Annotated in this window: 22 protein-coding genes and 1 pseudogene; 2 read left to right on the top strand and 21 right to left on the bottom strand. The window is 36.2% G+C overall.

The features are described from left to right. Positions 1-55: 55 nt before the first annotated feature. The 13 genes and pseudogenes from U473_RS13750 to U473_RS13690 form a co-directional block, all read right to left on the bottom strand. Positions 56-2215 (bottom strand): Tex family protein, encoded by a 2160-nt coding sequence (locus tag U473_RS13750; protein WP_068727805.1) that lies wholly within the window; start codon positions 2213-2215, stop codon positions 56-58. A gap of 48 nt (positions 2216-2263) precedes the next feature. After that, a pseudogene (locus U473_RS13745) lies at positions 2264-2613 on the bottom strand (type II toxin-antitoxin system PemK/MazF family toxin). Positions 2614-2616: 3 nt separating this feature from the next. Then, positions 2617-2868: a CopG family ribbon-helix-helix protein gene (locus U473_RS13740; protein WP_068727888.1), complete on the bottom strand. Its 252-nt coding sequence runs from the start codon at positions 2866-2868 to the stop codon at positions 2617-2619. A gap of 169 nt (positions 2869-3037) precedes the next feature. After that, positions 3038-4423 (bottom strand): Na+/H+ antiporter NhaC family protein, encoded by a 1386-nt coding sequence (locus tag U473_RS13735; RefSeq protein WP_161937338.1) that lies wholly within the window; start codon positions 4421-4423, stop codon positions 3038-3040. Between the two features lie 8 nt (positions 4424-4431). Further along, positions 4432-5598: an alanine racemase gene (gene alr, locus U473_RS13730; protein ID WP_068727801.1), complete on the bottom strand. Its 1167-nt coding sequence runs from the start codon at positions 5596-5598 to the stop codon at positions 4432-4434. Positions 5599-5610: 12 nt separating this feature from the next. Continuing rightward, positions 5611-6117 carry a hypothetical protein gene (locus tag U473_RS13725; protein ID WP_068727799.1) on the bottom strand — a complete coding sequence of 169 codons (507 nt, stop codon included), beginning with the start codon at positions 6115-6117 and terminating at the stop codon, positions 5611-5613. A gap of 94 nt (positions 6118-6211) precedes the next feature. After that, complete coding sequence (locus U473_RS13720; protein WP_068727797.1) at positions 6212-7231, bottom strand: outer membrane lipoprotein-sorting protein; 1020 nt, start codon at positions 7229-7231, stop codon at positions 6212-6214. 42 nt (positions 7232-7273) lie between these two features. Further along, positions 7274-8848, bottom strand: coding sequence for a bifunctional ADP-dependent NAD(P)H-hydrate dehydratase/NAD(P)H-hydrate epimerase (locus U473_RS13715; protein WP_068727795.1), 1575 nt, complete (start codon positions 8846-8848; stop codon positions 7274-7276). Positions 8849-8914: 66 nt separating this feature from the next. Then, positions 8915-9286 (bottom strand): holo-ACP synthase, encoded by a 372-nt coding sequence (gene acpS, locus U473_RS13710; RefSeq protein WP_068727793.1) that lies wholly within the window; start codon positions 9284-9286, stop codon positions 8915-8917. Between the two features lie 100 nt (positions 9287-9386). Then, a complete protein-coding gene (locus U473_RS13705; RefSeq protein WP_068727792.1) occupies positions 9387-10070 on the bottom strand; it encodes a TerC family protein in 684 nt (227 codons plus the stop codon). Positions 10071-10315: 245 nt separating this feature from the next. After that, positions 10316-10678 carry a metal-sulfur cluster assembly factor gene (locus U473_RS13700; protein WP_068727790.1) on the bottom strand — a complete coding sequence of 121 codons (363 nt, stop codon included), beginning with the start codon at positions 10676-10678 and terminating at the stop codon, positions 10316-10318. A gap of 82 nt (positions 10679-10760) precedes the next feature. Continuing rightward, positions 10761-11300 carry a peptidylprolyl isomerase gene (locus U473_RS13695; RefSeq protein WP_201024228.1) on the bottom strand — a complete coding sequence of 180 codons (540 nt, stop codon included), beginning with the start codon at positions 11298-11300 and terminating at the stop codon, positions 10761-10763. A 134-nt stretch (positions 11301-11434) separates the two neighbouring features. Beyond that, positions 11435-11824, bottom strand: coding sequence for a DUF302 domain-containing protein (locus U473_RS13690; protein WP_068727788.1), 390 nt, complete (start codon positions 11822-11824; stop codon positions 11435-11437). Positions 11825-11995: 171 nt separating this feature from the next. Between U473_RS13690 and U473_RS13685 the strand changes: the two genes are divergently transcribed. Beyond that, positions 11996-13783, top strand: coding sequence for a S9 family peptidase (locus U473_RS13685; RefSeq protein WP_068727785.1), 1788 nt, complete (start codon positions 11996-11998; stop codon positions 13781-13783). A gap of 102 nt (positions 13784-13885) precedes the next feature. Here U473_RS13685 and U473_RS13680 read toward each other — a convergent pair whose 3' ends face one another. The 5 genes from U473_RS13680 to U473_RS13660 all read right to left on the bottom strand — a co-directional run bounded on the left by U473_RS13680 (position 13886) and on the right by U473_RS13660 (position 18371). Continuing rightward, positions 13886-15070: an O-antigen ligase family protein gene (locus U473_RS13680; protein WP_235589166.1), complete on the bottom strand. Its 1185-nt coding sequence runs from the start codon at positions 15068-15070 to the stop codon at positions 13886-13888. 245 nt (positions 15071-15315) lie between these two features. Continuing rightward, positions 15316-16419, bottom strand: a complete 1104-nt coding sequence (locus U473_RS13675; protein ID WP_068727781.1) for an MGDG synthase family glycosyltransferase — start codon at positions 16417-16419, stop codon at positions 15316-15318. A gap of 54 nt (positions 16420-16473) precedes the next feature. Further along, entirely contained in the window at positions 16474-17307 is an 834-nt protein-coding gene (locus tag U473_RS13670) for a hypothetical protein (protein WP_068727780.1), read from the bottom strand. Positions 17308-17613: 306 nt separating this feature from the next. Further along, positions 17614-17817: an anti-sigma factor family protein gene (locus tag U473_RS13665; RefSeq protein WP_068727778.1), complete on the bottom strand. Its 204-nt coding sequence runs from the start codon at positions 17815-17817 to the stop codon at positions 17614-17616. 2 nt (positions 17818-17819) lie between these two features. Continuing rightward, complete coding sequence (locus tag U473_RS13660; RefSeq protein ID WP_068727776.1) at positions 17820-18371, bottom strand: RNA polymerase sigma factor; 552 nt, start codon at positions 18369-18371, stop codon at positions 17820-17822. A 238-nt stretch (positions 18372-18609) separates the two neighbouring features. Here U473_RS13660 and corA point away from each other — a divergent pair, with 238 nt between their 5' ends. Then, a complete protein-coding gene (gene corA / locus U473_RS13655) occupies positions 18610-19551 on the top strand; it encodes a magnesium/cobalt transporter CorA (RefSeq protein WP_068727774.1) in 942 nt (313 codons plus the stop codon). A gap of 6 nt (positions 19552-19557) precedes the next feature. On the opposite strand, the gene U473_RS13650 is transcribed toward corA, so the two are convergent. From U473_RS13650 to pepT, 3 genes are all read right to left on the bottom strand, one after another. Continuing rightward, complete coding sequence (locus tag U473_RS13650) at positions 19558-20985, bottom strand: MFS transporter (protein ID WP_068727772.1); 1428 nt, start codon at positions 20983-20985, stop codon at positions 19558-19560. Positions 20986-21038: 53 nt separating this feature from the next. After that, entirely contained in the window at positions 21039-21341 is a 303-nt protein-coding gene (locus tag U473_RS13645) for a DUF1515 family protein (protein WP_068727770.1), read from the bottom strand. Positions 21342-21509: 168 nt separating this feature from the next. Then, entirely contained in the window at positions 21510-22736 is a 1227-nt protein-coding gene (gene pepT, locus U473_RS13640; RefSeq protein ID WP_068727768.1) for a peptidase T, read from the bottom strand. Between the last annotated feature and the right edge of the window lie 22 nt (positions 22737-22758).

Raw genomic sequence — 22758 nt, 5'->3', positions numbered from 1 at the left:
ACTTGGAACAGAAGCGACCTTCATAGGCCGCTTCTTTCATTTCCCATATCAGCAACTATTTCCCTTGATTTTTCATCGTAAGGCTGATTCTCTTTTTCGAAACATCGATTTGAAGAACCCTAACATCGACGATATCTCCAACAGAAACAACATCTAATGGGTGTTTCACATAATGATCGCTTAATTCCGAAATATGAACTAGCCCATCTTCTTTCACACCAATATCTATAAATGCGCCAAAATCGACAACATTACGAACAGTACCTTGTAAATGCATTCCTGGTTTTAAATCTTCAATTTTTAAAATATCTTTTAGCAGGATCGGTTTTGGTAATTCGTCTCGCGGGTCTCTAAAAGGGCGAATTAAACTCTCTATGATATCCTTCAAAGTGGGTATTCCAATTTGTAAATGTTGACTTAATGCATCTACTTGTATTTCCTTTAGTTTTTCTTTTATTTTTTCGCTACCGATGTCATGAACAGGATACCCTATATAGTCAAGTAAATCGTAGGCAACTTGATAAGATTCAGGATGAATAGAGGTTTTATCTAATGGATTGTCTCCATCAATTCTTAAAAACCCAATTGCTTGCTCATACGTTTTGGCTCCGAATCTAGGGATATTTTTCAATTCCTCACGAGAATTAAATTTCCCATATTCTTCACGGTAGGCTACCAAATTTTTGGCTACTGTCTTATTCATACCTGAGATATATTGTAAGAGAGAAACTGAAGCGGTATTTGCATCTACTCCCACGTAGTTTACTACGGATTCGACCACTTGTTTCAAACTTTCTTCTAATCTCTTTTGAGATACATCATGCTGATATTGACCAACACCAACTGATTTGGGATCGATTTTTACAAGCTCTGCTAATGGATCTTGTATTCTTCTAGCAATCGAGATCGCGCTACGCTCTGATACATCCAACTCAGGGAATTCTTCTCTTGCTAATTCAGAAGCTGAATATACACTTGCTCCAGCTTCATTGACAATCAAATAAAAGATATCTTGCTCCATTTCTCGAATAAAATCAGCAATAAATTGTTCTGTTTCTCTCGAAGCCGTCCCATTGCCAATTACAATTAATTCGATCTGAAATCGATCGACCAACTCCTTTAGTTGCTTTTTAGACTCCTCTATTTTATTTTGTGGTGGAGTTGGATAAATCACTCTTATATCCTCTACTTTACCGGTTGGATCGATGACTGCAAGCTTACAACCAGTTCGATAAGCTGGATCCACCCCAAGAACCATTTTCCCTTTAATCGGAGGTTGTAATAAAAGCTGTCTAAGGTTAGCTGAAAAAATATGTATTGCTTGTTCCTCTGCTTTTTCCGTTAAAATTTGTCTAACTTCCCTTTCTATTGAAGGTGCAATCAATCGTTTATAGCTATCTTCAATAACCAGAAGAAGCCTTTCAGGTAACTTCTTAAAATTTGTTAGTGGAGTAAACTTTTTTTGTATGTGTTTGTAAATAGACTCTTCTTCCATATGTATTTTAACTTTTATAAAATCCTCTTTTTCTCCACGATTGATGGCTAATATTCGGTGACTTCTGATGCTTTTTACTGGTTCTTGATAATCGTAATACATTTCGTAGACGCTTTCTTGTTGTTTATCTTTTGCTTGTACGATGAGTACCCCATGTTTTAAAGTTTCTTCTCTGATCCATTGTCTAACTGAAGGATCGTCTGAAATCATTTCTGCAATAATATCTTGTCCACCTTGTATCACGTCTTCGATTGAGCCTACTTCTTGATTTGGATTGATAAACTGAAGTGCTATCTCTTCAATTTGGTCCACTTTGCTTGGATCCAACAAAATAGAAGCAAATGGTTCCAATCCTTTTTCTTTAGCAATACTCGCTCTCGTTCTTCGTTTAGGCTTATAAGGGCGATATAGGTCCTCTATTTGTTGTAATTTGGTGGCTTGTTCAATCTGTATTCGCAATTCTTCCGTTAACTTCCCTTGTTCATCAATAAGACGTATAACCTCTAGTTTTCGATCATATAATGTCCTTAAATAAGTAATTCTCTCAGCAATTTCCCTTAATTGGGTTTCATCCAATTGCCCAGTTATTTCTTTTCGATATCTCGCAATAAAAGGAATGGTATTGCCATCATCCAATAAAGATATGACCTGCTTTATTTGTTCTTCTTTTAAATGCATTTCTTCCCCAATTTGACGTGTCATAAATTGTAATGATTCCATTTACATTTCTCCCTTTATTCTCATTAAAAAAAGAGGGTTTAACCCTCTTTAAAAGTCTATCATTCCTAAACTAATTTGCAAGGCATCATTGATTTTTAACATCATTTCTTCATCTAGATGTGTGATCTTATCTGTTAATCTTTGCTTATCAATGGTTCGAATCTGTTCTAATAAAATAACAGAATCACGATCAAACCCATATGTCTTCGCATCAATCTCGACATGTGTAGGTAATTTTGCCTTTTGAATCTGTGCTGTAATAGCTGCGACGATGACGGTCGGACTGAAGCGATTCCCTATATCATTTTGTATGATTAAAACAGGGCGAATTCCCCCTTGTTCTGATCCAACCACAGGGGAAAGATCCGCAAAAAAACATCGCCACGTTTAACAATCAAGACTTACACCCCGCTTACTAAGCGGTCCAAAGCTGTATCAGCCTCATCCTCTAAAACAAAAGATTCAGAGGCAAGGTTAAGGTTAATATTAGCCATTTCCATATAACCTTTTTGCATACTTTCACGAATGGATCTTTTTCTTCTCTCTTGGAGATACAATTTCATTGCTTCCCGTATCAATTCGCTACGATTTAAATTTTCCTTTCTCACTACTCCATCTACCTCTTGTAAAAGATTTTGAGGTAAGGTGATCATAATACGTTTTGTACTGGCCACAGTCTAAGCACCCCCAACAAATATCACGAGAACAAGATAACAATAATCATTTCTTTTTAATAATACCATTATGTCGAATTTCATGCAAAAATATACTTGATAAAAAGCAGTAGGAAAACAATACTATACAAAATACTATTATACACTATTATTCGATATTTTTTGCAATTTTCCTGCCAGTAGTTTTTTCCTTTTTAGCAAAACCCCACCAATAGTGCAAATAGCTATAGATTGGCAATACAACTAAAAGGAAGGCATAGGGTAAATAATCTAATACAGATATATTTAACGCTATTCCTAAAAGAATCGCATTCAAATTCCAAGGAATTAATCCTGCAACCATCATTCCAGAATCTGAAATCATCCGATTTAATAAGGTAAGCTTCATATCCATTTTTTTATAGATATTTGACATGACTTTTCCAGGAATAATGATACCCATCACCTGGGTAGAAGATAGGGCAGCTGATGCAATACTGATTCCCATTGTTTTTTGAACAACTGATAATTCATTTTTCATCGATTTTGTCATTTTATCTAAAATGATTGATAAAATGCCTGATGAATCTAAAACCCCGTAAAAGGCACCAGCAACAACAATAAGAAGGATTTGGTTAAACATATTCCATCCTCCGCCAAATAATTTCCCATTTGGATGATTAAATCCGAAGAGAGCATATTGGCCTAATTCTAAGACATCCCTTCCTTGAAATATATATGCTAAGACAGCCCCAATCAGAATACCTGCTAACAAATTTAATCGTGTTGAAATTTTAAAAAAAGCTAAAATCATGATAACTAAAGGGGGCAAAAGTAACCAAAGGGATAATGTGCCATATAAACTAACTATTTCTCTCCTTGCTTGTCCAACAACAAAATCTGCCCCTCCACCAATGCTATCTATCCCACTTTCTATAAATAAATAGAAAATTGAGGTAATCATCATTGCTGGAATCAGTGTTTTTAGCAGTTCCTTGATATTTTCATAGTAGTTGGTATCCGTAACTAGTGAGTTCATTTGTGCTGCTGAAGATAAGGGGGAGGTCCGATCCCCAACAAATGCTCCGGACACCAAAGCCCCTGCAACAAGAGAAGGAGAAATCCCCAAATGGTGTGCCATCCCCATAAAAGCAACGCCTACTGTACTAGAGGTTCCCACAGAAGTTCCTAAAAGCATGGAGATCAAAGAGCTCACAATAAAACTAATGAAGACCAAATAGTTTGGATGAATTAGAGCTAAACCATAATAGACAAGAGCATCGATTGTACCACTACTAGACCAGATTGCAATTAAGATACCAATTAAAACAAGGATGACAATTATCATCGAGATAGAGCGAATTCCGCTAATTGAAGCTATCCATAGAGATTGAACCTTTATGTGATAAATCATGGCAATAAGAACCGTTAAAAAATAGCCAAATAGTAATGGAATAAATAAGGGAATATCTAAAAGAAATACAGTGATCATGAGAAATGCAACCGTTAATACAATCGGTATTAAAGCAACAAAATATGGGATCTTGGCCTTCATTACATCACCTATCTCCATAAGTTGTTGATCACAGCATCAATTTGGCCATCCTTTAAATAAATTCGCGGGATCCTCTTTCCTACGAGTGTAGCTAACTCATAGTTAATCGTACCTAATTGTTCTGCATGATCATCCATTTGAATCGACAGTCCATTTTGCGTGCCATAAATGACTACTTCATCATCCACTTGAACCAATGGAATATCGGTTACATCAATCATGATTTGATCCATACAAACACGGCCAATCACAGGAGCTTTTTCTCCACGAATTAGAACAAATCCTTTATTGGATAACCCCCTTGAAAAGCCATCTGCATATCCGATTGGAATCGTTGCAACCATTGTATCTCTTGGAGCTACAAATGTAGCACCATAACTAACCGATTGTCCTTTAAAAACCTTTTTTAAATACACTACTTTGGATTTGATCGACATCACTGGCTTTAAATGATGATTTGAAATCTTTACATTCTTTGAAGGAAGTAATCCATACAAGCTAATTCCTAGCCGTGTCATTGTTTGTTGTAGATTAGGCATATCAATCATCGCAGCACTATTAGAAGCATGGACAAAACGTATATCTTGGATTGATTTCATTTTTTCTGCAACAGTCATAAATGTCTTATATTGCTTTTGCGTAAATGTTTTATCTTCCTCATCTGCTGTGGCAAAATGAGTAAAGACCCCTTCAATCTCAATCCAAGGAGATTTTCTTAATTCATGAAAAAAGGTTAGTGCTTCTTCAGGGAAAACCCCAATTCTCCCCATTCCGGTATCTACCTTTATATGAACTTTCAATTTCTTTTTTTGTTTTTCTCCTACAAGATGGATCTGCTTGATTATTTCTTTAGTAAAAACTGTAAGGGTTATATCATATTCAAAGGCTTTTTCAACAGCAGATATCGAGGTATGTCCTAAGATAAGAATGGGATCCATGATGCCTGCCTTTCTTAATTCGATGGCTTCATCTATAAAAGCAACCGCAAAATAATGTATTCCAATCGATTGCAAATGCTTAACAATAGGTACCGCACCATGGCCATAAGCATCAGCCTTAACGATTGCAAGTATTGTCATTGAATGAGGAATCCGTTCTTTGAAAAAATGGACATTATGGGTTACAGCATCTAAATCAATCTCAGCAATAGTTGGACGATAAAAAGAGTGTTCCACCTTATGCACCTTCTATCTTTTAGCTTTTGCAATTTGCTCTTCTAACGTTTTTAAAAACTCATCAGAAACGGCTAACGCTGTTTTTTTTCCTTTGATTTTGTAAAAATGACGTAAATCATAAGCAGGTTCAATTTGCACCAAAGGAATGATGGTTTGCTGATTCCCCTTTCTAATTCTTAAGTCAACATTCGTTAAAATATATAGTGGTCGATAAAGCAATTGATAAAAAAATGGCTGGATCAGCAGAATAAAGACGGCACCGATAACAGCGTAGATTTTAAATGAAGGATGATTATATCCTACGATTACAATTAAAGTTAATATATAAAAAACAAAAACTAAAGATTCTACAATTTTTACTCTTGGAGACTTTCGTAAAAATAATGTCAGATAACTTGGTTTTTCTTGTCGAATCTCTTCCACAATCTTCACACCCATCTCATTTACTTCTATCGCCAATCTTAGTCTTTTCTTTGCTCTTTTGTCAACATTCGTCTTCTTAAGATTTGTATATTCCAACGTTCTCCGTTGTCCGTGCATCTCTTTTAAATGGGAAAATTGGAAAAAAATAAGGGCGGTTCTTCCGCCCAAAAATATTTTTTATGAACTTTGATTATTTACCTGATTGCTCAAATACTGATTGTGCAACAGAAACCATTTCTTCTGCAGGCAAATCACCTGTTAATTTAAATTCAACACCATCGTATGTCCAGGAAAGGGTTCTTATTTCATCCATGTCTGTTAGGATACCTAATCCATATCCAAGATCGATAATATCTGCTTTTGCAGAATCTGGTGCTGAAGCGCTGATTGCTTTTGGTCTTGACTCTGTGAGATTGTAATTAAATTCACCTTTATATTTAATAACCACTTTTCTATCTTCGCCTTGATTGATGACTTGAGGAGCCTGTTTTGTTACCCCAGAAGGTATATAACTTGGTTCAATAATACCAAAACTCTTACTATTGTCTGTGTTGGCTAATGTTGGCATAGAGCTTAGATCCCATCCTGTCAAATTACGTTGCATATCAAACGCATCATCTTCAAATTCAACATCGAATTCAAAGTTTGTAAATTCCATGGTCACAAGTTGTGTCTGATTAGGATCAAAAATTTCAACTTTAATTGGGCGAAGATCTTTATCAAACCAAACCTTTTGTTGGCTTAGTGTTTGATTTTGATAGTTCCCTTTTATTTGGAAAACATAATGATCTTCTTCTTCAGAAAAAACACGCTCTCCATCCTCAATTACACTTTTAGCAAGAGATTGAAATAAGTAAACTTGACCATTTGATTCTGGCCAATCACTTTTAAAGCGAAAGCTTTTGTTTAAAGAAGGATCTAAGACAAAGACACCTTCATCATTTTTTAGAACGATTTGTGTTACTTGAGAATTGGCATTACTTAGTGCAATTCGGTAATAATTAGGCTGTTTATACCAAACCTCTACCGAGTATTCTTGAGTCGTTTCGCCTGTTTTTATATTCATTGTTCCAATCGCCTTATAGCTATTTAAAGAATCTAAGGTGTCTTCTAAATCTCCAACGATATCATCAGCACTTTTTTGTCCACAACCAGATGAGAAGAGAAGCAAAATGATAACTAAAGCAAATAACCATTTAGCTCGACGCATTTTATATATTCCCCCTCTAATTCGACAAATTCAAATAACTTGTCAATTTCCTGGGAAATGTGTCGGTAACGCATCGACGTGATTTGACAAAGTAGACATGGCAAAACCTATTTTGTCGATTACATCTGTAGCGATTGTACTATAATTAGAAGGTTTACTAGCAAGATTTCCAGCAATCCCATGAAGATAGACGGCTAACATCACTGCATCTAGGATCGGTAATTTTTGAGCAACGAATCCTGTTATCATTCCTGTTAGAACATCACCTGAACCACCCTTGGCTAGTTCAGGCCCCCCAGTTGGATTGAGATACAAATCTCCATTTGGAGTTGCGATAAGGGAATGCGCCCCTTTCAACAGCAGATAAACCCCATATTGAGATGCGAATTCTTTAGCAACCTTGATTCGATTTTTTTCTACATAGGCAACATCTCGTTTGATAAGTCGTGCCATCTCTCCTGGATGGGGGGTAAGAATCGTTTCACTTTTTCGTTGATCGAGTAGACCTATCTCCTTTGATAGGAGGTTTAATCCATCTGCATCGATGATCATTGGAAGATTGATGGATAAAAGGAGTTTTTTAAACCATTCCAGCCCTAATTCCCATTGGCCAATTCCTGGGCCAATGCCGATCGCTGTATAATTTTTTTCTTCTAATCGGAGAGCTTCTATACTATTTAGTGCAAAATGTCCTGTCGAATCTTCATCCATTGCAATACAAATGGCTTCAGGGACTCTAGAGAACACCATGGGTTGGATTGAAGCTGGTACAGCTGAGGTAGTTAACCCAGCACCAGTACGTAAAGCGGCCATTGTTGCAAGTGTAATAGCACCTGGCATATTTTTAGAGCCACCTATGATAAAAGCATGACCATAAGTCCCTTTATGACTATTTCTTTTGCGGATGGGTAAACGTGTACGAAGGTCGTTCTGAGATAAAAGGCTGATTCTTGGGTCAACTTCCTTAATCACAATAGAAGGGATTGAAATATCTACTACCTTTAGTTTCCCTATATACTCTGTACCCGGATAGAGATATTGCCCAATCTTAGGTAAGGCAAAGGTAATGGTATAATCGGCAATTAAGGCAAGTTCAACCACTTCTCCTGTATTGCTATTCACTCCCGTGGGAATATCAATGGCCACTTTCGTTGCATTCGTCTGATTTACAAATTGGATGATTGATTTATATGGCTCCCTGAGTCCTCCTGTTGCACCTGTCCCCAATAAGGCATCTACAATGATGTCTGCTTTGATCAAACTTTCCTTTAATTCCAGTTCATTGTCTTGGCTAAATATGTTTACTTTATATCCAGATTGAATAAGTGCATTAAAATGAATCGTCGTTTCAGGTGTGAATTTTTCAGGACTGCCAATTAACCAAGTTTGAACGTCATAACCATGATTCCCCAAATGCCTAGCTGTAACAAAACCGTCCCCTCCATTATTCCCATGACCGGAAAGAATCACAATCTTTGCCGGTTTGAAAATAAATTGCATCATTTCTCTCGCTACTTGACTTCCGGCGTTTTCCATTAAAACGATACTTGGAATACCAATTTCTTCAATCGTCTTCCTGTCAATTTCACGCATTTCTTCTGCAGTTACCAGAAACACTTTTCCTCCTCCTTTTTTCACTGCGTTATATATGTATGTCCGAATTTGGACAGATATGCAGGCTGTCTATATTTGTTCTATAATAACTTTTGCGATTGCTATTGTTTTTGTATGAGAAATACTGATATGTATGGTAAGATTTTCTTTCTCTACTTCCGTCGATTTGATCACTACGATTGGTTTTCCTGAATCTAATGAACTGATTTCAATATCCTTCCAATTTAATTGTTTTCCAATCCCCGTACCAAAGGCTTTGGCTACTGCCTCTTTTCCTGCAAATCTTCCTGCTAAATACTCTATTTTTCTTTGTGGATTTAAAGGGGCTCCTGCTAATTCTTTTTGGGTAAAAACCTTTTGAAGAAAGTGACTTCCTTTATTTTCAATGATTCCTTTGATTCTAGGTATTTCAACCAAGTCAATTCCGATGCCAATGATCATCCCTTATCACCTTTTACCTTTTGTCTTTTTCCATATCATACCTGAGTGAAATAAAGAAAAAAAGACCGTTTATCAAATAAACAGTCTTAACGATCATCATTTATACACGATTGTAGGATTCATCCTTTTTTCTTTTCCAATATCCCATTCCAATAACGAATGAGATAATCAGAATCGGAATAATATATTCAAGATATGGAAGCTTTTGAATCAGGTTTTCATGAACCAACCGATCTTCAACAATCATTGTACCGGATGTCCAAGCAATGACTGCAGACCCAATGAAAACGATAATAGGATACTTTTCAATAAAGTGTAAGATAATAGTGCTTCCCCAAACGATAATAGGAACACTAATTAATAAACCTAGAACCACTAACACTGGATGGCCATGTGCAGCTCCAGCAACCGCTAATACATTATCGATCCCCATCAATAAGTCTGCAATAATAATGGTTTTTACTGCTTCCCAAACATTATTTCCTGATTGAACATCTTCATGTTGATCTTCATCAACCAATAATTTGTATGCAATCCAGATAAGTAAAACCCCACCGATTAATTTAATAAAGGGAACTTCTAGTATATAAACTGCTATAGCAGTTAACCCTGCACGGATGGCGATTGCCCCAATAACTCCCCAAAAAATAGCTTTTTTTCGTTGACCTTTAGGTAACTTTCGGGTGGCTAAGGCAATTAATATTGCATTGTCTCCTCCTAAAACGATATCAATCATAATAATACTAAGTAAGCTACTTAAGAACTGTATCCCTGTTACGTCCATCTATCTGTACACCCCCACTTTTTATCATTACCTAAAAAGATAAAAACATGTAAAAAGACCTCTATCTTCTTAGATAAAGGTCTTGCTAACAACATAAATGAAGTTGTGAACAAAGCCGAGGAAAAATTTCCTGTCTTGACGACTTTGTTGCTTATTAGCTACTCCCCTTTATAGTAAAAATAACACGGATATAGGGATTTGTCAATTAGTACCATGGCCTACTAGGTTTTCATTGATTCCACATTTTATCTGATACCTAATGCCATCTTTGCATATTTTGACATACGATCTTTATCCCAAGGAGGATTCCAAACGATATCTACAGCGATCTTATTTATTCCTTCAATCCCGGCTAATGCATTTTGGACATCTATTGAAATAGAACCCGCTAATGGGCAGCCCATTGCTGTAAGTGTCATTCTAACGACAACATTTTTTTCTTCATCCAAATGAACACCATAAACTAAACCAAGATTTACAATATCAATATGAATTTCAGGGTCATTAACCTCCATCAATGCTTCAATGATCTGTTGTTTAAGATTCTCATCTTCTATCCCTGAAAATTCAATAGGTGCAATATTTAATAATTCATCTGACAATGACATGACAGTCACCTCGATTGTTGTTTTTTTCTCTTTTACATAAGCATAATGGATGTTTATCTTTTTGTTAAGATTATAAGTTTATTTACATTTCCTCTATTTTTACATTTTTCATATATACCGCTTCTTTAGGGCTACTCATTTCACCACCAAAAGAAGGCCCAACTGGTACACTAGCGATGGCATTTACCGTATCCATTCCTTCAATCACTTCACCAAAAACGGTGTAGTTAGGATGCTGGTTAAGAAAGGTACTATCTGGACCACTACAAATAAAGAATTGACTGCCATTGGTGTTAGGGCCGGCATTTGCCATCGCAACGATTCCTGGCTCATAGGCTTTAACTGGTGGTAATTCGTCTTCAAAGGAATACCCCGGACCTCCCATTCCATTACCAAGTGGATCACCAGTTTGAATCATAAAGGTTTCAATGACACGGTGAAATTTTACCCCATCATAATAACCATCTTTCGCCAAAAAAACAAAATTATTTACTGTTTTTGGGACTCCATTTGCAAATAACTTGATCTTAATATCTCCTTTATTTGTATGTATGGTTGCTACATATTCCTTATCAGGATCGATTTGCATCTCTGGTGCATTTGCGTATTGTTTGATATTCATTGTTTTGTCTCCTTTCAAACTAAGTAACAAACATATTATAGCAGTTTATCCCTTGATAAACAAAAATGACGTGCAATCTGTTCATCACACGCCATTCTTTTTATCTATTTTAATTGTTGTTGTTTTCAAAATCTTTAAATTGCTTTATCGATCGAGTGAATTAAACGATCTTCTATATTTTTGGCGACTTGATTTAATCCTTCTTGCTCCATGAGACCAATTAACGTGGTTGGCCGTACTAAACCCACCTTCGTGTGATCCCCTTCTTCAGTAACTACCATTTTACAAGGGAGAAAATAACTAGCCATTGGGTCTTTTTCTAACATCCCATGTGCCTCTTCAGGGTTGCATACTTCAAGAACAGTAATATTTTTAGAGGCATTTAACCCCTTCTCAGCTAATTTTTTATGGATTTCGAACTTCCATAGGATACCGAACTTATCTTCTTTTAAGACGTTTTCTAAATCCTGAATGGTTTGCTCTACAGTCTTATTTGTTGTAACTGTGTAATGATATTCGCTCACTTTTTTATCCTCCTCATTTAGTTGTTCATGTCACATAGATAAATTTTTCCTTTTATCTCTAGATTTATTCATCCTATGATGTTCCACGAATAGAGGAATAATTCCCCTAATGAAGAATATATTGTTTAAGGTTTTTCACAAAAATATCTAATTTCTGAAAGGGGATTATAAATGATTTCATTTCCTAAACCAGATGTAGAACAATTCTTTCGAACTTATGTCATTTCTCAGTTTGCAATAAGTAAAGATGAAAGTAAATTAATCTTTAGTACCAACATGAATGGGAAATTTAATTTATGGGCAATGGATTTGCCACAGACCTATCCATATCCACTTACTTATCATGATCAAAATAGCAGCTTTATTAAAATCGATCCAAAGAATCGCTTTTTCCTTACGGGTTTTGACCATGATGGCGATGAAAATTATCAAATTTATGCCTTACCTGTAGAGGGAGGAAAACCTTTCCCAATACTAACAGGTGATAGGAAGGAAAAATATTTCTTTGCTGAACTATCTAAAGATGGAGAACGGCTCTATTATATGACAAACAAGGAAAACCCCAACTTCCTTGATGCTCGGCTTTACAACCTAGTAACAAAAGAGGATCAATTATTATTTCAAGGGGATGAAACAACAACCTATTTAGTGACAACCAGTCCTGAGGAGAAAAGCTATGTTTATATCAAAATGTATGCAAACACTTATGTTGTTGCATATGTAAAAGTTGGTGATGAAGTCTTTTGTTTAACTCCATCCCCAGAAAAAGTTCATACAGCAACAGATGCTCTTTATATCGATGAGTCAACCATTTATTTCGTAACAAATTTTGAAGAAGAGTTTTCTTATGTAGCGTCCTTTAATCTAGAAACGAAAGAATTTGCCACTATTTTGAAGTTGAAGAAAGAGGATGTTACCGGAATCAAATGGCATGAAAAAACCAGAACTTTATACATCGTAACGGAAAAAGGCGTTACAGACCAATTCTATGCTTATCAGATCGACAATAAAATTCTAACGCCGATTAACACGCCTGTAGACAATATCCAGCAGTTTACTGTGGCTGATAGCGGCAACCTTTATCTATTAGGGCGTAGTGCAACAAGACCATTTAATATTTTTAAAAGAGAAGAAAATGGAGAATGGCATCCTCTTACTGACAATCGAGTTTTAGGTGTTCCTGAATCAGACATGGTTGATCCTGAAGTTGTACGTTATCCTTCCTTTGATGGATTGGAAATCGAGGCCTTATTATTTAAAGCAAAGCCAGAGGTTGCAAATGGATATACGATCTTTTGGCCACATGGAGGTCCACAAGCTGCTGAACGTAAATTTTTCCGAGGATTATTTCAATTCCTATTAGGCCGAGGCTACACGATATTTGCCCCCAACTTTAGAGGAAGTACCGGTTATGGAGCAAGCTTTACAAAGCTAGTAGAAGGCGATTGGGGGGAAGGCCCTCGTTTAGATTGCGTTGCTGGTATTGAGTGGTTATTTGATCAGGGTATCTCAGCACGAGATAAGTTATTTGTTGTTGGTGGTAGCTATGGTGGTTATATGACCTTACTATTAGCAGGGCGTCATCCAGAATATTTCAGAGCGGCAGTCGATATCTTTGGGCCAAGTAATTTATTTACCTTTATTGATTCTGTTCCTGAGCATTGGAAACCAATTATGACTCGTTGGTTAGGAGATCCTGAAGTTGATAAAGAACGATTAACAAAGGATTCCCCGATCACCTATCTTAACCAAATGACCAAACCCATGCTTGTTATCCAAGGTGCAAATGATCCTCGAGTCGTTAAAGCTGAATCTGATCAAATTGTTGCATCCTTGAGGGAAAAAGGAGTAGAAGTGGAGTATCTAGTTTTAGAAGATGAAGGACATGGATTCTCTAAAAAGGAAAATGAAATCAAAGTGAATCGATTGATCTTAGATTTCCTTGAACGGCATCAATAAAAGATGTTTATATATTCTAACGCACTCCGTTGTCCGTGAATTTCTTTGAATGAAAAATTAGGTTAGAATGCACCCAATCATATGGGTGCATTTTTGTTCTAATTATGCTTTTTTCCAAGACTTTTTATAACGCAAAGTAAGGGGATAGGTTGGGATGGTTTGTGGAATATAAGAATAAGCTAAGCTCCCAATTAAGGTTGAACTGACAACAAACAGGAGAGCCACTTGTGGACTCATTATGGTAAAATCAAATAACCCTTGGCCTAAAACAATCGCCTGAATTCCTCCTAGTAATGGAGTAATTCTACATTTTTTTTGATAAAGTAAGCGAATTTCTTGTAATAATGACCATTCCATCCAAAGAAAAATCGATAAGCCAACAACACCAAGCGTAGTTGCTATAGTTAGAAGGGTGTTATGGGCATGAAAGACTCTTAAATAATGATAAATTGAACTATCCGCATAATAAATTCCCAGTAAACCCCACCCTGTCACTGGCTTCATCATAAACATATATAATGCATTTTCCCAAATTGCTTGTCGATCACGAATAGAGGAAAATAGGATTTCCCCTCGTGGGAACCACTCTGGAAAATTAAGCATCAAGGTAATACCTGATAATAAAGTGAACATTAAGAAAAGCATCTTTTTCTTATGACCAGAAAAATAACTATAAATAACAAAGCCAAAGAAAAGTCCAATTACAGCTCCTCTTGAACCTGTCATCATTAAAACAGTGACAAATAACGCTGTACCAACTGCAAACCAAACTTTATGTATCCCCTCTGACTTTTTAAAGAAATAAACCCCAAAAAGGATCATGATCGCATACCAAGTCCCTGCTAAGTTTGGATTGTTAAAAGTCCCAGATATTCTATAGCTTTCGGTAATATCGTCAATAGAACGAGTACCAAGTAAGTATTTCCACCACGTTGGGGAATAGGTAATGATATTAAAATGTTCCAAAATTCCCATCAAAGCAGACCCAATAGAAAACAAAAAGATTGAAAAAAATAGTCGTTCTACATCAGTGACTGATTGATATTTATCTTGAAAGTAGACACTTACTAATAATAGTCCTAAAATGACAAGAGATGCTAGAGTAGACATTTCATTCTCATTGATGATCCCAACAATGAATGACCAAAAGAATAAAAGGGCTATTCCGATATTCCATGGATTTTTAAGTGACAACTTCCCCTTGCGTATTAAATAATAGAGGAGATAGATCATTGGTAAAAAGGCTAAATAAGGCGAATAAACAACCATAGCCAATCCTATATTCACAATCAATGAAAACCCTCCTGGTTTCTCCCTTTGTCTTTTTGTAATCTCATTGTAATATTTCTGTAACAATAGAACAGTATAATAAATAAGTTAAGTTTTCAAGTAACAAATTTTGCTTTTTGGCTCAGATATAAGGCTATTTCCAGTTCTATACATATATTTTCGCGGGAAACCCTTCCTTTTCGTCGTAAATGTCACACTTCCTCTTATTCAGAGCACACCATTTAAAAAATGCCTAGCGAATACTAGGCATTTTTGATGATTTGTTCTACTGCGTTTCGTCCATTATATGTTTTTGAAAGACTTTTAAAATATTTTGAGATCATGTATGGCTCTTTAATAAATTGCTCAAGAAGGTTATTCAGCTCTTCCATATCTTTTACAGAAATACCAAGTTGATTCTGAAGAATGTATTCATAGTTTTCTTCTTCCTGTCCTGGTATTGGATTTAACATAATCATTGGTACTCCCTTCGCCATCGCTTCTGCAACGGTCACACCCCCTGGTTTAGTAAGAAGCAAATCTGCTGCATCCATTAACTCATCAATATTTTTTACAAAAGGATAGATATGAATATGCGGATGATTAAATGAAGGATCAAGTTTTAAAGAACGATATAGAGTACGATTCCTTCCTGTTACAATCAATATTTGCATCTCATCCCGATATTGATGAATGGTACTTAGCATATCTGGAGACAAACCGATTCCTAGTCCTCCTCCCATATATAATAGTGTTGGCCGATCAGAAAGTCCTAATTTTTTTCTTATCTTTCTTTTATCCGTTTTGTTCCAAAAATTCGGGTGGGTAGGAATTCCTGTAATATAAAGGCGCTTCTCTGATACTCCAAGCTGTTGCATTTGTAGTTTAGCTTCATGATTAGGTAAATAGTAATAATCTACACCCGTATTGATCCATGATCCATGAACATGATAATCGGTTATCACCGTATGCAAGGGAATATTTAAGCCCATTCGTTTTAATCTAGAGACGACAGCACTAGGAAAAGGATGAGTTGTCACGATCAAATCCGGCTTATATTCATGAAACAACTGCAAAATATGAGCATAGATCATTCGATGTAAGAAGAATTCAAATTGGGGCTTCACTGTACGATTTTGTACCCTTCGATAAATCATCCCCCATATTTTTGGAGAAAAACGTAATGTTTTTAGGTATATTCCTGTTATCCAATGACTTAGTGTAGGGCGTAACCAGGTTCCAAGTTCAAGAACATGAATTTGCCAGTCAGGATGATAGGATAATATTCCCTCTTTTATGGCCTCAGCAGCTCTTGTATGACCAGCACCAAATGATTCAGATAAAATTAAAATGCGTTTCCCCGACATTTTACATATCTCCTTAAATCATTGAATTTCATAAAGTGTTCAAAAATTTTCTAATCACACTTTTCTTTGCATTCTTTTCTGCCATAGCCACATTGTCATTAATCCAAAAGTCATCCATATTACGCCTAAAAATAAAAGCCATCCTAATAGCGGAAGATTGATTCCAGCTGTAACGAGGATGGCCCCACCAAGTGCTATCATCCATCGTGCTCTGTTGATACTTCCAGGTAACCACTCACCAATGATCAAGCTAATAGATGAAAAAGTAATCAATAAGAAAATAAACAAAACAACTAATAAGACAAGGACAATTGGAATTCCGACGATCGTAATGGATAATAGACCACTTAAGGCTAAAAACAATAAGCTTGTAACAATCCCTACTGTCACGAGTCGTAATGGGTTTTCTATTATCATCTCTTTAAAGGGCTGTAATCGTTCTTTGGCTATTGCGACAGTAGCGGTAGAGAGGATAATAAGTAACAGACTAGTTATTAGGCGAAGGAACCAAATTCCAAGTAATAGTGCTCCTCCAAGTAGAAAACTATTTGCTGTCATTGAATTAAACGAGAGATTAAGTACATGCTCTGAAATGTGAGCCCCTTGTTCTTGATTGATCTCCCCACCAATGACAAGGACTAATCCCTCTATTCGAGCAGATCCCTTAATATTAAGATCACCATTAACGATCACGACCGCGTCCTTAACTGTACCCGAAATCGTAGCATCCCCGCCTAAAACGAAAACATTTTCCACGGTTTGTCCTTTTGGAATAACCGTATCCTTTTGCGAATACAAATTCTCTGCAGAAACAGGTGTGCTTATATTGAGAATAAAAATAAAAATTAAACTAAAAAGGATGAATCTTCTTTTCCATTGATTTTTCATCTGGTTCACCTTCTTTATCCTAACGCTTTTGTTTGTAAAAGTTTTCTTAATGACCATATAGAGATTGCTACTAATATTGTGGCAAATACTAAGAATCCTTCAACTAAGAACGGAATGAAACTAAAGATCGTTGGTAGTGTTTGAATCACGCTAAATAGTACTTTAATAATCGAAGTTAGTAAATTAAAGCTAAATGAAGTATAAGGCAATAGGATGAGTAACATTGATCCTAATAATATTCCAATAACAATGCCTATCCAGATTTTTTCTCAGACACTATTTTTGCAACTTCCCTTTTCTCAATCGTTAACATGAGCTTTTCCTCGAAATCATTTGGGATCTCCAATGTCTGATACGCGCTAAATAATTGTTTTTTATCGAAGACAATTCTTCTAATAATGTTTGACAATGAATACAAGTAGATAAATGATCCTCTACAGCTAACTGTTCATCATAAGTTAACTCGTGATCTAGATAAGCGGAAAGCAATTCATCTGGATGTTTTTCCATTTTTACACCCCTTCCTCTTGACTCGTTAGTGCCTTTTTCAAGGCGTTCCGTGCAATATGAATACGAGATTTAACTGTTCCCTCAGGAATCTTCATGATCTCTGCAATTTCATCATAGGAAAAACCTTGAATATCTCTATAAATTAAGACTGCCCGATGCTCTAATGAAAGTTGCTGCATCGCATCTTGAATTGTCATTTTCAGATCGATTCCTTCAATATTGTTATTTCTGTTTATTTGTTGATTTGCTCGATTCTCCATTCCCTCTTGAAAGAGCTCTTTTTCCCTCTTTTTCTTCTGCATCCGGTCATAACATAAATTCGCGACAATTCGTGCAAGCCAAGAAGAAAAAGCATATTCACTCTCTAATTGATTAAATGCATAATAAGCTTTAAGGAAGGCTTCCTGTGCAACGTCTTCTGCTTCCATCTGGTCACCTAGCATTGCATAGGCTTGTCTTATGACTTGGCCCTTAAATCTCGAAACAAGTTGTTCAAATGCTTCTTTTTTCCCTCGCTTTGCATCCCGTATGATTTGATAAAGATCTTGCTCCAAACGATATCAACCCCAATTCATTACCTGGTACCCTAGAAGAAAAGAATATATATCTCTCTTTTATCGTTTTATTAAAAAAGACTTTTATTCAATTAAAAAAGTTCATCTTTTTAAGAAAAGAAAATTAAACTTTCTAATTAAAATATGCCCGGATTAAACCGAGCATTTTGTGTAAGCTGGAAAAAATGGTATATTAAATTCAAAAATAAAAGTAAAAACTAAAAGGAGCAGCCCAATCATGATTCGAACCATTGCTGTGACAAAAAATCGTCAACTAATCGAAGGATTGCCACTTGAGGAGTTAAAAACCTCCCAAATTGACTGGTACTGGGTAGACTTTGAATCCCCCACAGAAGAGGAAAAAAAGTTACTGGAAAGCTATTTTCATTTTCATCCCTTAGCGATTGAGGATTGTTTGCAATTCTTACAAAGGCCCAAACTTGATTATTACGATGGTTATAACTTTTTTGTGCTTCATTCTCTTAATCAAGATACTTTACTAGCTGAAGAAGTAGACCTATTTGTAAGTAGTCAATTTATTGTCTCTTTTCAGTTGTTCCAATCCAGTGAAATTGAACTGGTTCGTCAAGAATTGATTTCTGATCCACTTTCTTTAGAAAAAGGTCCTTTTCATATCATGTACCGAATTATTGATAAAATTGTAGATTATTATTTTCCAACCATCTATAAAATTGAAGATCGAATCAATGAAATCGATAATAGCATAAGACCGATTCATATGTTAATGGATGAAGTTTTCGATTTAAGAAGCCAATTACTAACCATTCGTCATACGATTTTCCCGATGCGAGATCTCCTTTATCGAATCATCAACTCTGAACGCCTTGAAATCGTAAAAGAACAACATATTTATTTTACCGACATCTATGATCATCTTCTAAAATTGACCGAGATGATTGAATCAAATCGAGAGGTTACCTCAGATATTCGCGATAGTTATCTTTCCTTAAGTTCAAACCGAATGAATACGATCATGATGACTCTTACCGTCATCACAACGATCTTTATGCCTCTTACATTTATTGCAGGAGTCTATGGAATGAATTTTAAATATATGCCTGAATTAAACTGGCATTATGGTTATTTTATTACCTTAGGATTCATGGGCATCATTGCGTTAAGCATGTATTTCTGGTTTAAACATAAAGGTTGGTTTTAGGCCAACCTATTTTTTGTGTAATGGTCCACGTACCAAAGAAGTGAATACCGCAATGACTGCTAATAGAGCTGCTACAAGAAAAGTAAGGTGAAAGGCTCCTGTAAAGGCCTCTATTTTTAATTCAGCTCCTGTTAGACCTTTTGCAGATAATACGTTTGTAAGATGATTTTGCTGACTAGTAAAAATGGCTCCAGAAATAGCTACTCCTAACACCATCCCCATATTACGCATCGTAGCCAACATACTTGAAGCAATACCCAATCTATTTTTGGGAACACTTCCCATTACAGCACTATTATTTGGCGTCTGGAACATTCCTATGCCTAAACCAACTGTAATCATTCCTAAGATCATGGACAAACGTGTTGACTCTATATGTAACAAACTTAATTGCCACATCCCCAATGCTGTAATCACCATTCCAAATGAGCTAATATAACGAGAATCGATTCGATCAGAAATGACACCACTAATCGGTGCAACCAACAACATGGTTAATGGCATGGGAATAAACAACAAGCCTGCTTCAGAAGGTTGTAGCTTTAATAATTGCTGCAAGTAAAAAGGCATGAGAAGAATGACAGAAAACTGGGCAACAAAGCTTAATAATGAAGATAAGTTCCCCATGGAAAATAACCGATTATTAAAAATCGAAAGATCGACCATAGGATGATCTACTCTTTTTTCTATGTAGATAAAAAGTACTAAAAGGAATAGCCCAGCAACCAATAAACCTATAATGTATGGATTACTCCATCCGACCTTCTCCGTATAACTTAAAGAGAATAAGAGACTGGTTAAAGATAAGAAGAGTACGACTGCTCCTTTAATATCAAAATGCTGTTCACCAGAGTGATTTGATTCTGGTATCACTTTTTTTGCCCACCAATAGCCAATGATTCCGATCGGTAAATTGATATAAAAGATACTTTGCCAGCCAAAATGAGTAGTTAAAAAGCCCCCTAAAACAGGTCCTGTCGTTAATGCAATGGAAACAGAGATCGCAATGATTCCCATAAATTTCCCCCGTTCTTTTGGAGGTGCAATATCTGTTACGATCGCAGGCCCCATCGCCATCATCATCCCTGCTCCAATCGCTTGAAAAGCTCGAAAAAGGATCAAGGCCAAAATCGATGGAGAGATTGCACTAAGGAGTGAACCAATCGTAAATAAAATGAAGCCAATCATATAGATTTTCTTATGCCCAAACATATCCCCTAACCGGCCATAAGTCAGTAAGAGGCTACTAATCACCAACAAATAAGACATGACCACCCATTCGACCGTACCAAGAGACGTCTGAAAATATTCTCGAATGTTAGGTAAGGCTATATTGACCACGCTTGAATCTAGTGGTCCCATAAAGGTACCAATCGCAACGGCGCTAAGAATCTGAAATCGCCTACTTTTTGTAAGAGATTGAGTGTTTGTCATATCTTTCATCCCTTCATCTTGACTCCGGTTCGGGGGCGTTTTCCACATTTCTTTTACATGCCAAACATACTAAGCATGCTTACAAGCCAGCTCTTCTTTACTCTAGATTTGTCTATCTCCTTTATTTCCGCTTCTGTTTCACTCTTTTCAATCGTTGTCATCAATCCTTTTAAGGATTCAAGCTTTTGTTCTAATGTATTGATTTTTTCTATCAATTCATCAATTTCATTTCGATGATGTAATACTTGAACTGAAACTACTCGGTCTGCCTTTTGTTCTAATTTCCGTTCTAGCTCATCCATCTTGCGAAAGAGATGATTTAAATTTGCATGATCTTCTTTTATTAAATGCTCCACCTTAATTCCTCCATTCCTTCCTTTGCTATTACTATTCTTCATTTCTCTTTAAGCACCTGCACGGTTGACAAAACTAGTTTTGATTCGGCAAAGAAATTAAGGTTCTTCCTTAAAACATCTTCTTTCGACAAAATCCTCATATAGATGGATAGTTAAATTTTGCGTATATTATCTTTTTGTGTAAAGCTCTACAATTTTTAAAATCACATCCACTGCTTTCTCCATTGCATAAGTAGGGATGAATTCATATCTTCCATGGAAGTTATGACCACCTCCAAAAATATTTGGGGTCGGCAAGCCCATGTAAGAGAGTCTTGCTCCATCTGTTCCACCACGAATCGGCTTGACGATCGGTGTGACACCTACTTCTTCCATTGCCTTAAACGCTGTGTCAACAATATGTTTTACAGGTTCAACCTTTTCTTTCATGTTATAGTATTGATCTTTGATTTCAGCCGTTACTGTGCCTTCTCCATATTTTTGGTTAAGCTGTTGGGCAAATTCTTGCATGGTTTCTTTTCTTTTTTCAAAAGTTGCTTTATCAAAGTCACGGATAATGTAAGAAAGGATCGTTGTCTCTACGTCACCTTTTATATTGTTTAGATGATAAAATCCTTCATATCCTTCTGTATGGGCAGGGGTTTCTTCTTTAGGTAATAAAGCGATATATTCATTTGCAATTAAAATCGAGTTGATCATTTTATCTTTTGCTGTCCCTGGATGGACATTTCGTCCTTTTATGATAATCTTGGCCCCTGCAGCATTAAAGTTTTCATATTCTAGTTCACCTATAGGACCACCATCCATCGTATAGGCAAAATCTGCACCAAAAAATTTGACATCAAAATGATCTGCCCCTCTTCCTACTTCTTCATCAGGGGTAAAACCAATTCGGATTTTGCCATGGGGAATTTCCGGATGATTCTTGAGATATTCTACAGCAGTGATAATTTCGGCCACACCTGCCTTATCGTCTGCTCCTAAAAGCGTTGTCCCATCTGTTGTGATCAATGTTTTTCCTATGTAATTTTTCAGTTCAGGAAATTGTTTTACTGATAAAATAATATTTTTTTCTTCATTTAAAACAATGTCTTCCCCATCATAATTTTCCACAATCTTTGGATTGACATTGGTACCTGTCATATCTGGGCTTGTATCCATGTGGGCAATAAAACCGATCGTTGGCACCTCTCTATCTATATTTGCAGGTAAAGTTGCATAAATATAGCCTTTTTCATTGAGGGTGACCTCTTCTAAACCAATCTCTTTTAGTTCTTCTGCAATCGCTTTAGCTAATACCATTTGCCCTGGTGTAGTTGGGACAGTATTAGATTCATCATCTGAACGAGTATCATACTTCACATACTTTAAAAAGCGTTCAACCACATTTGACATAAAAGATCCCCCATTTTTTGGA

This window comes from Tepidibacillus decaturensis (genome assembly GCF_001561915.1).
Classification (GTDB): domain Bacteria; phylum Bacillota; class Bacilli; order Tepidibacillales; family Tepidibacillaceae; genus Tepidibacillus_B; species Tepidibacillus_B infernus.
The sequence above is the reverse complement of the archived record's forward strand: the minus strand, read 5'-3'. Positions and strand labels throughout refer to the sequence as shown.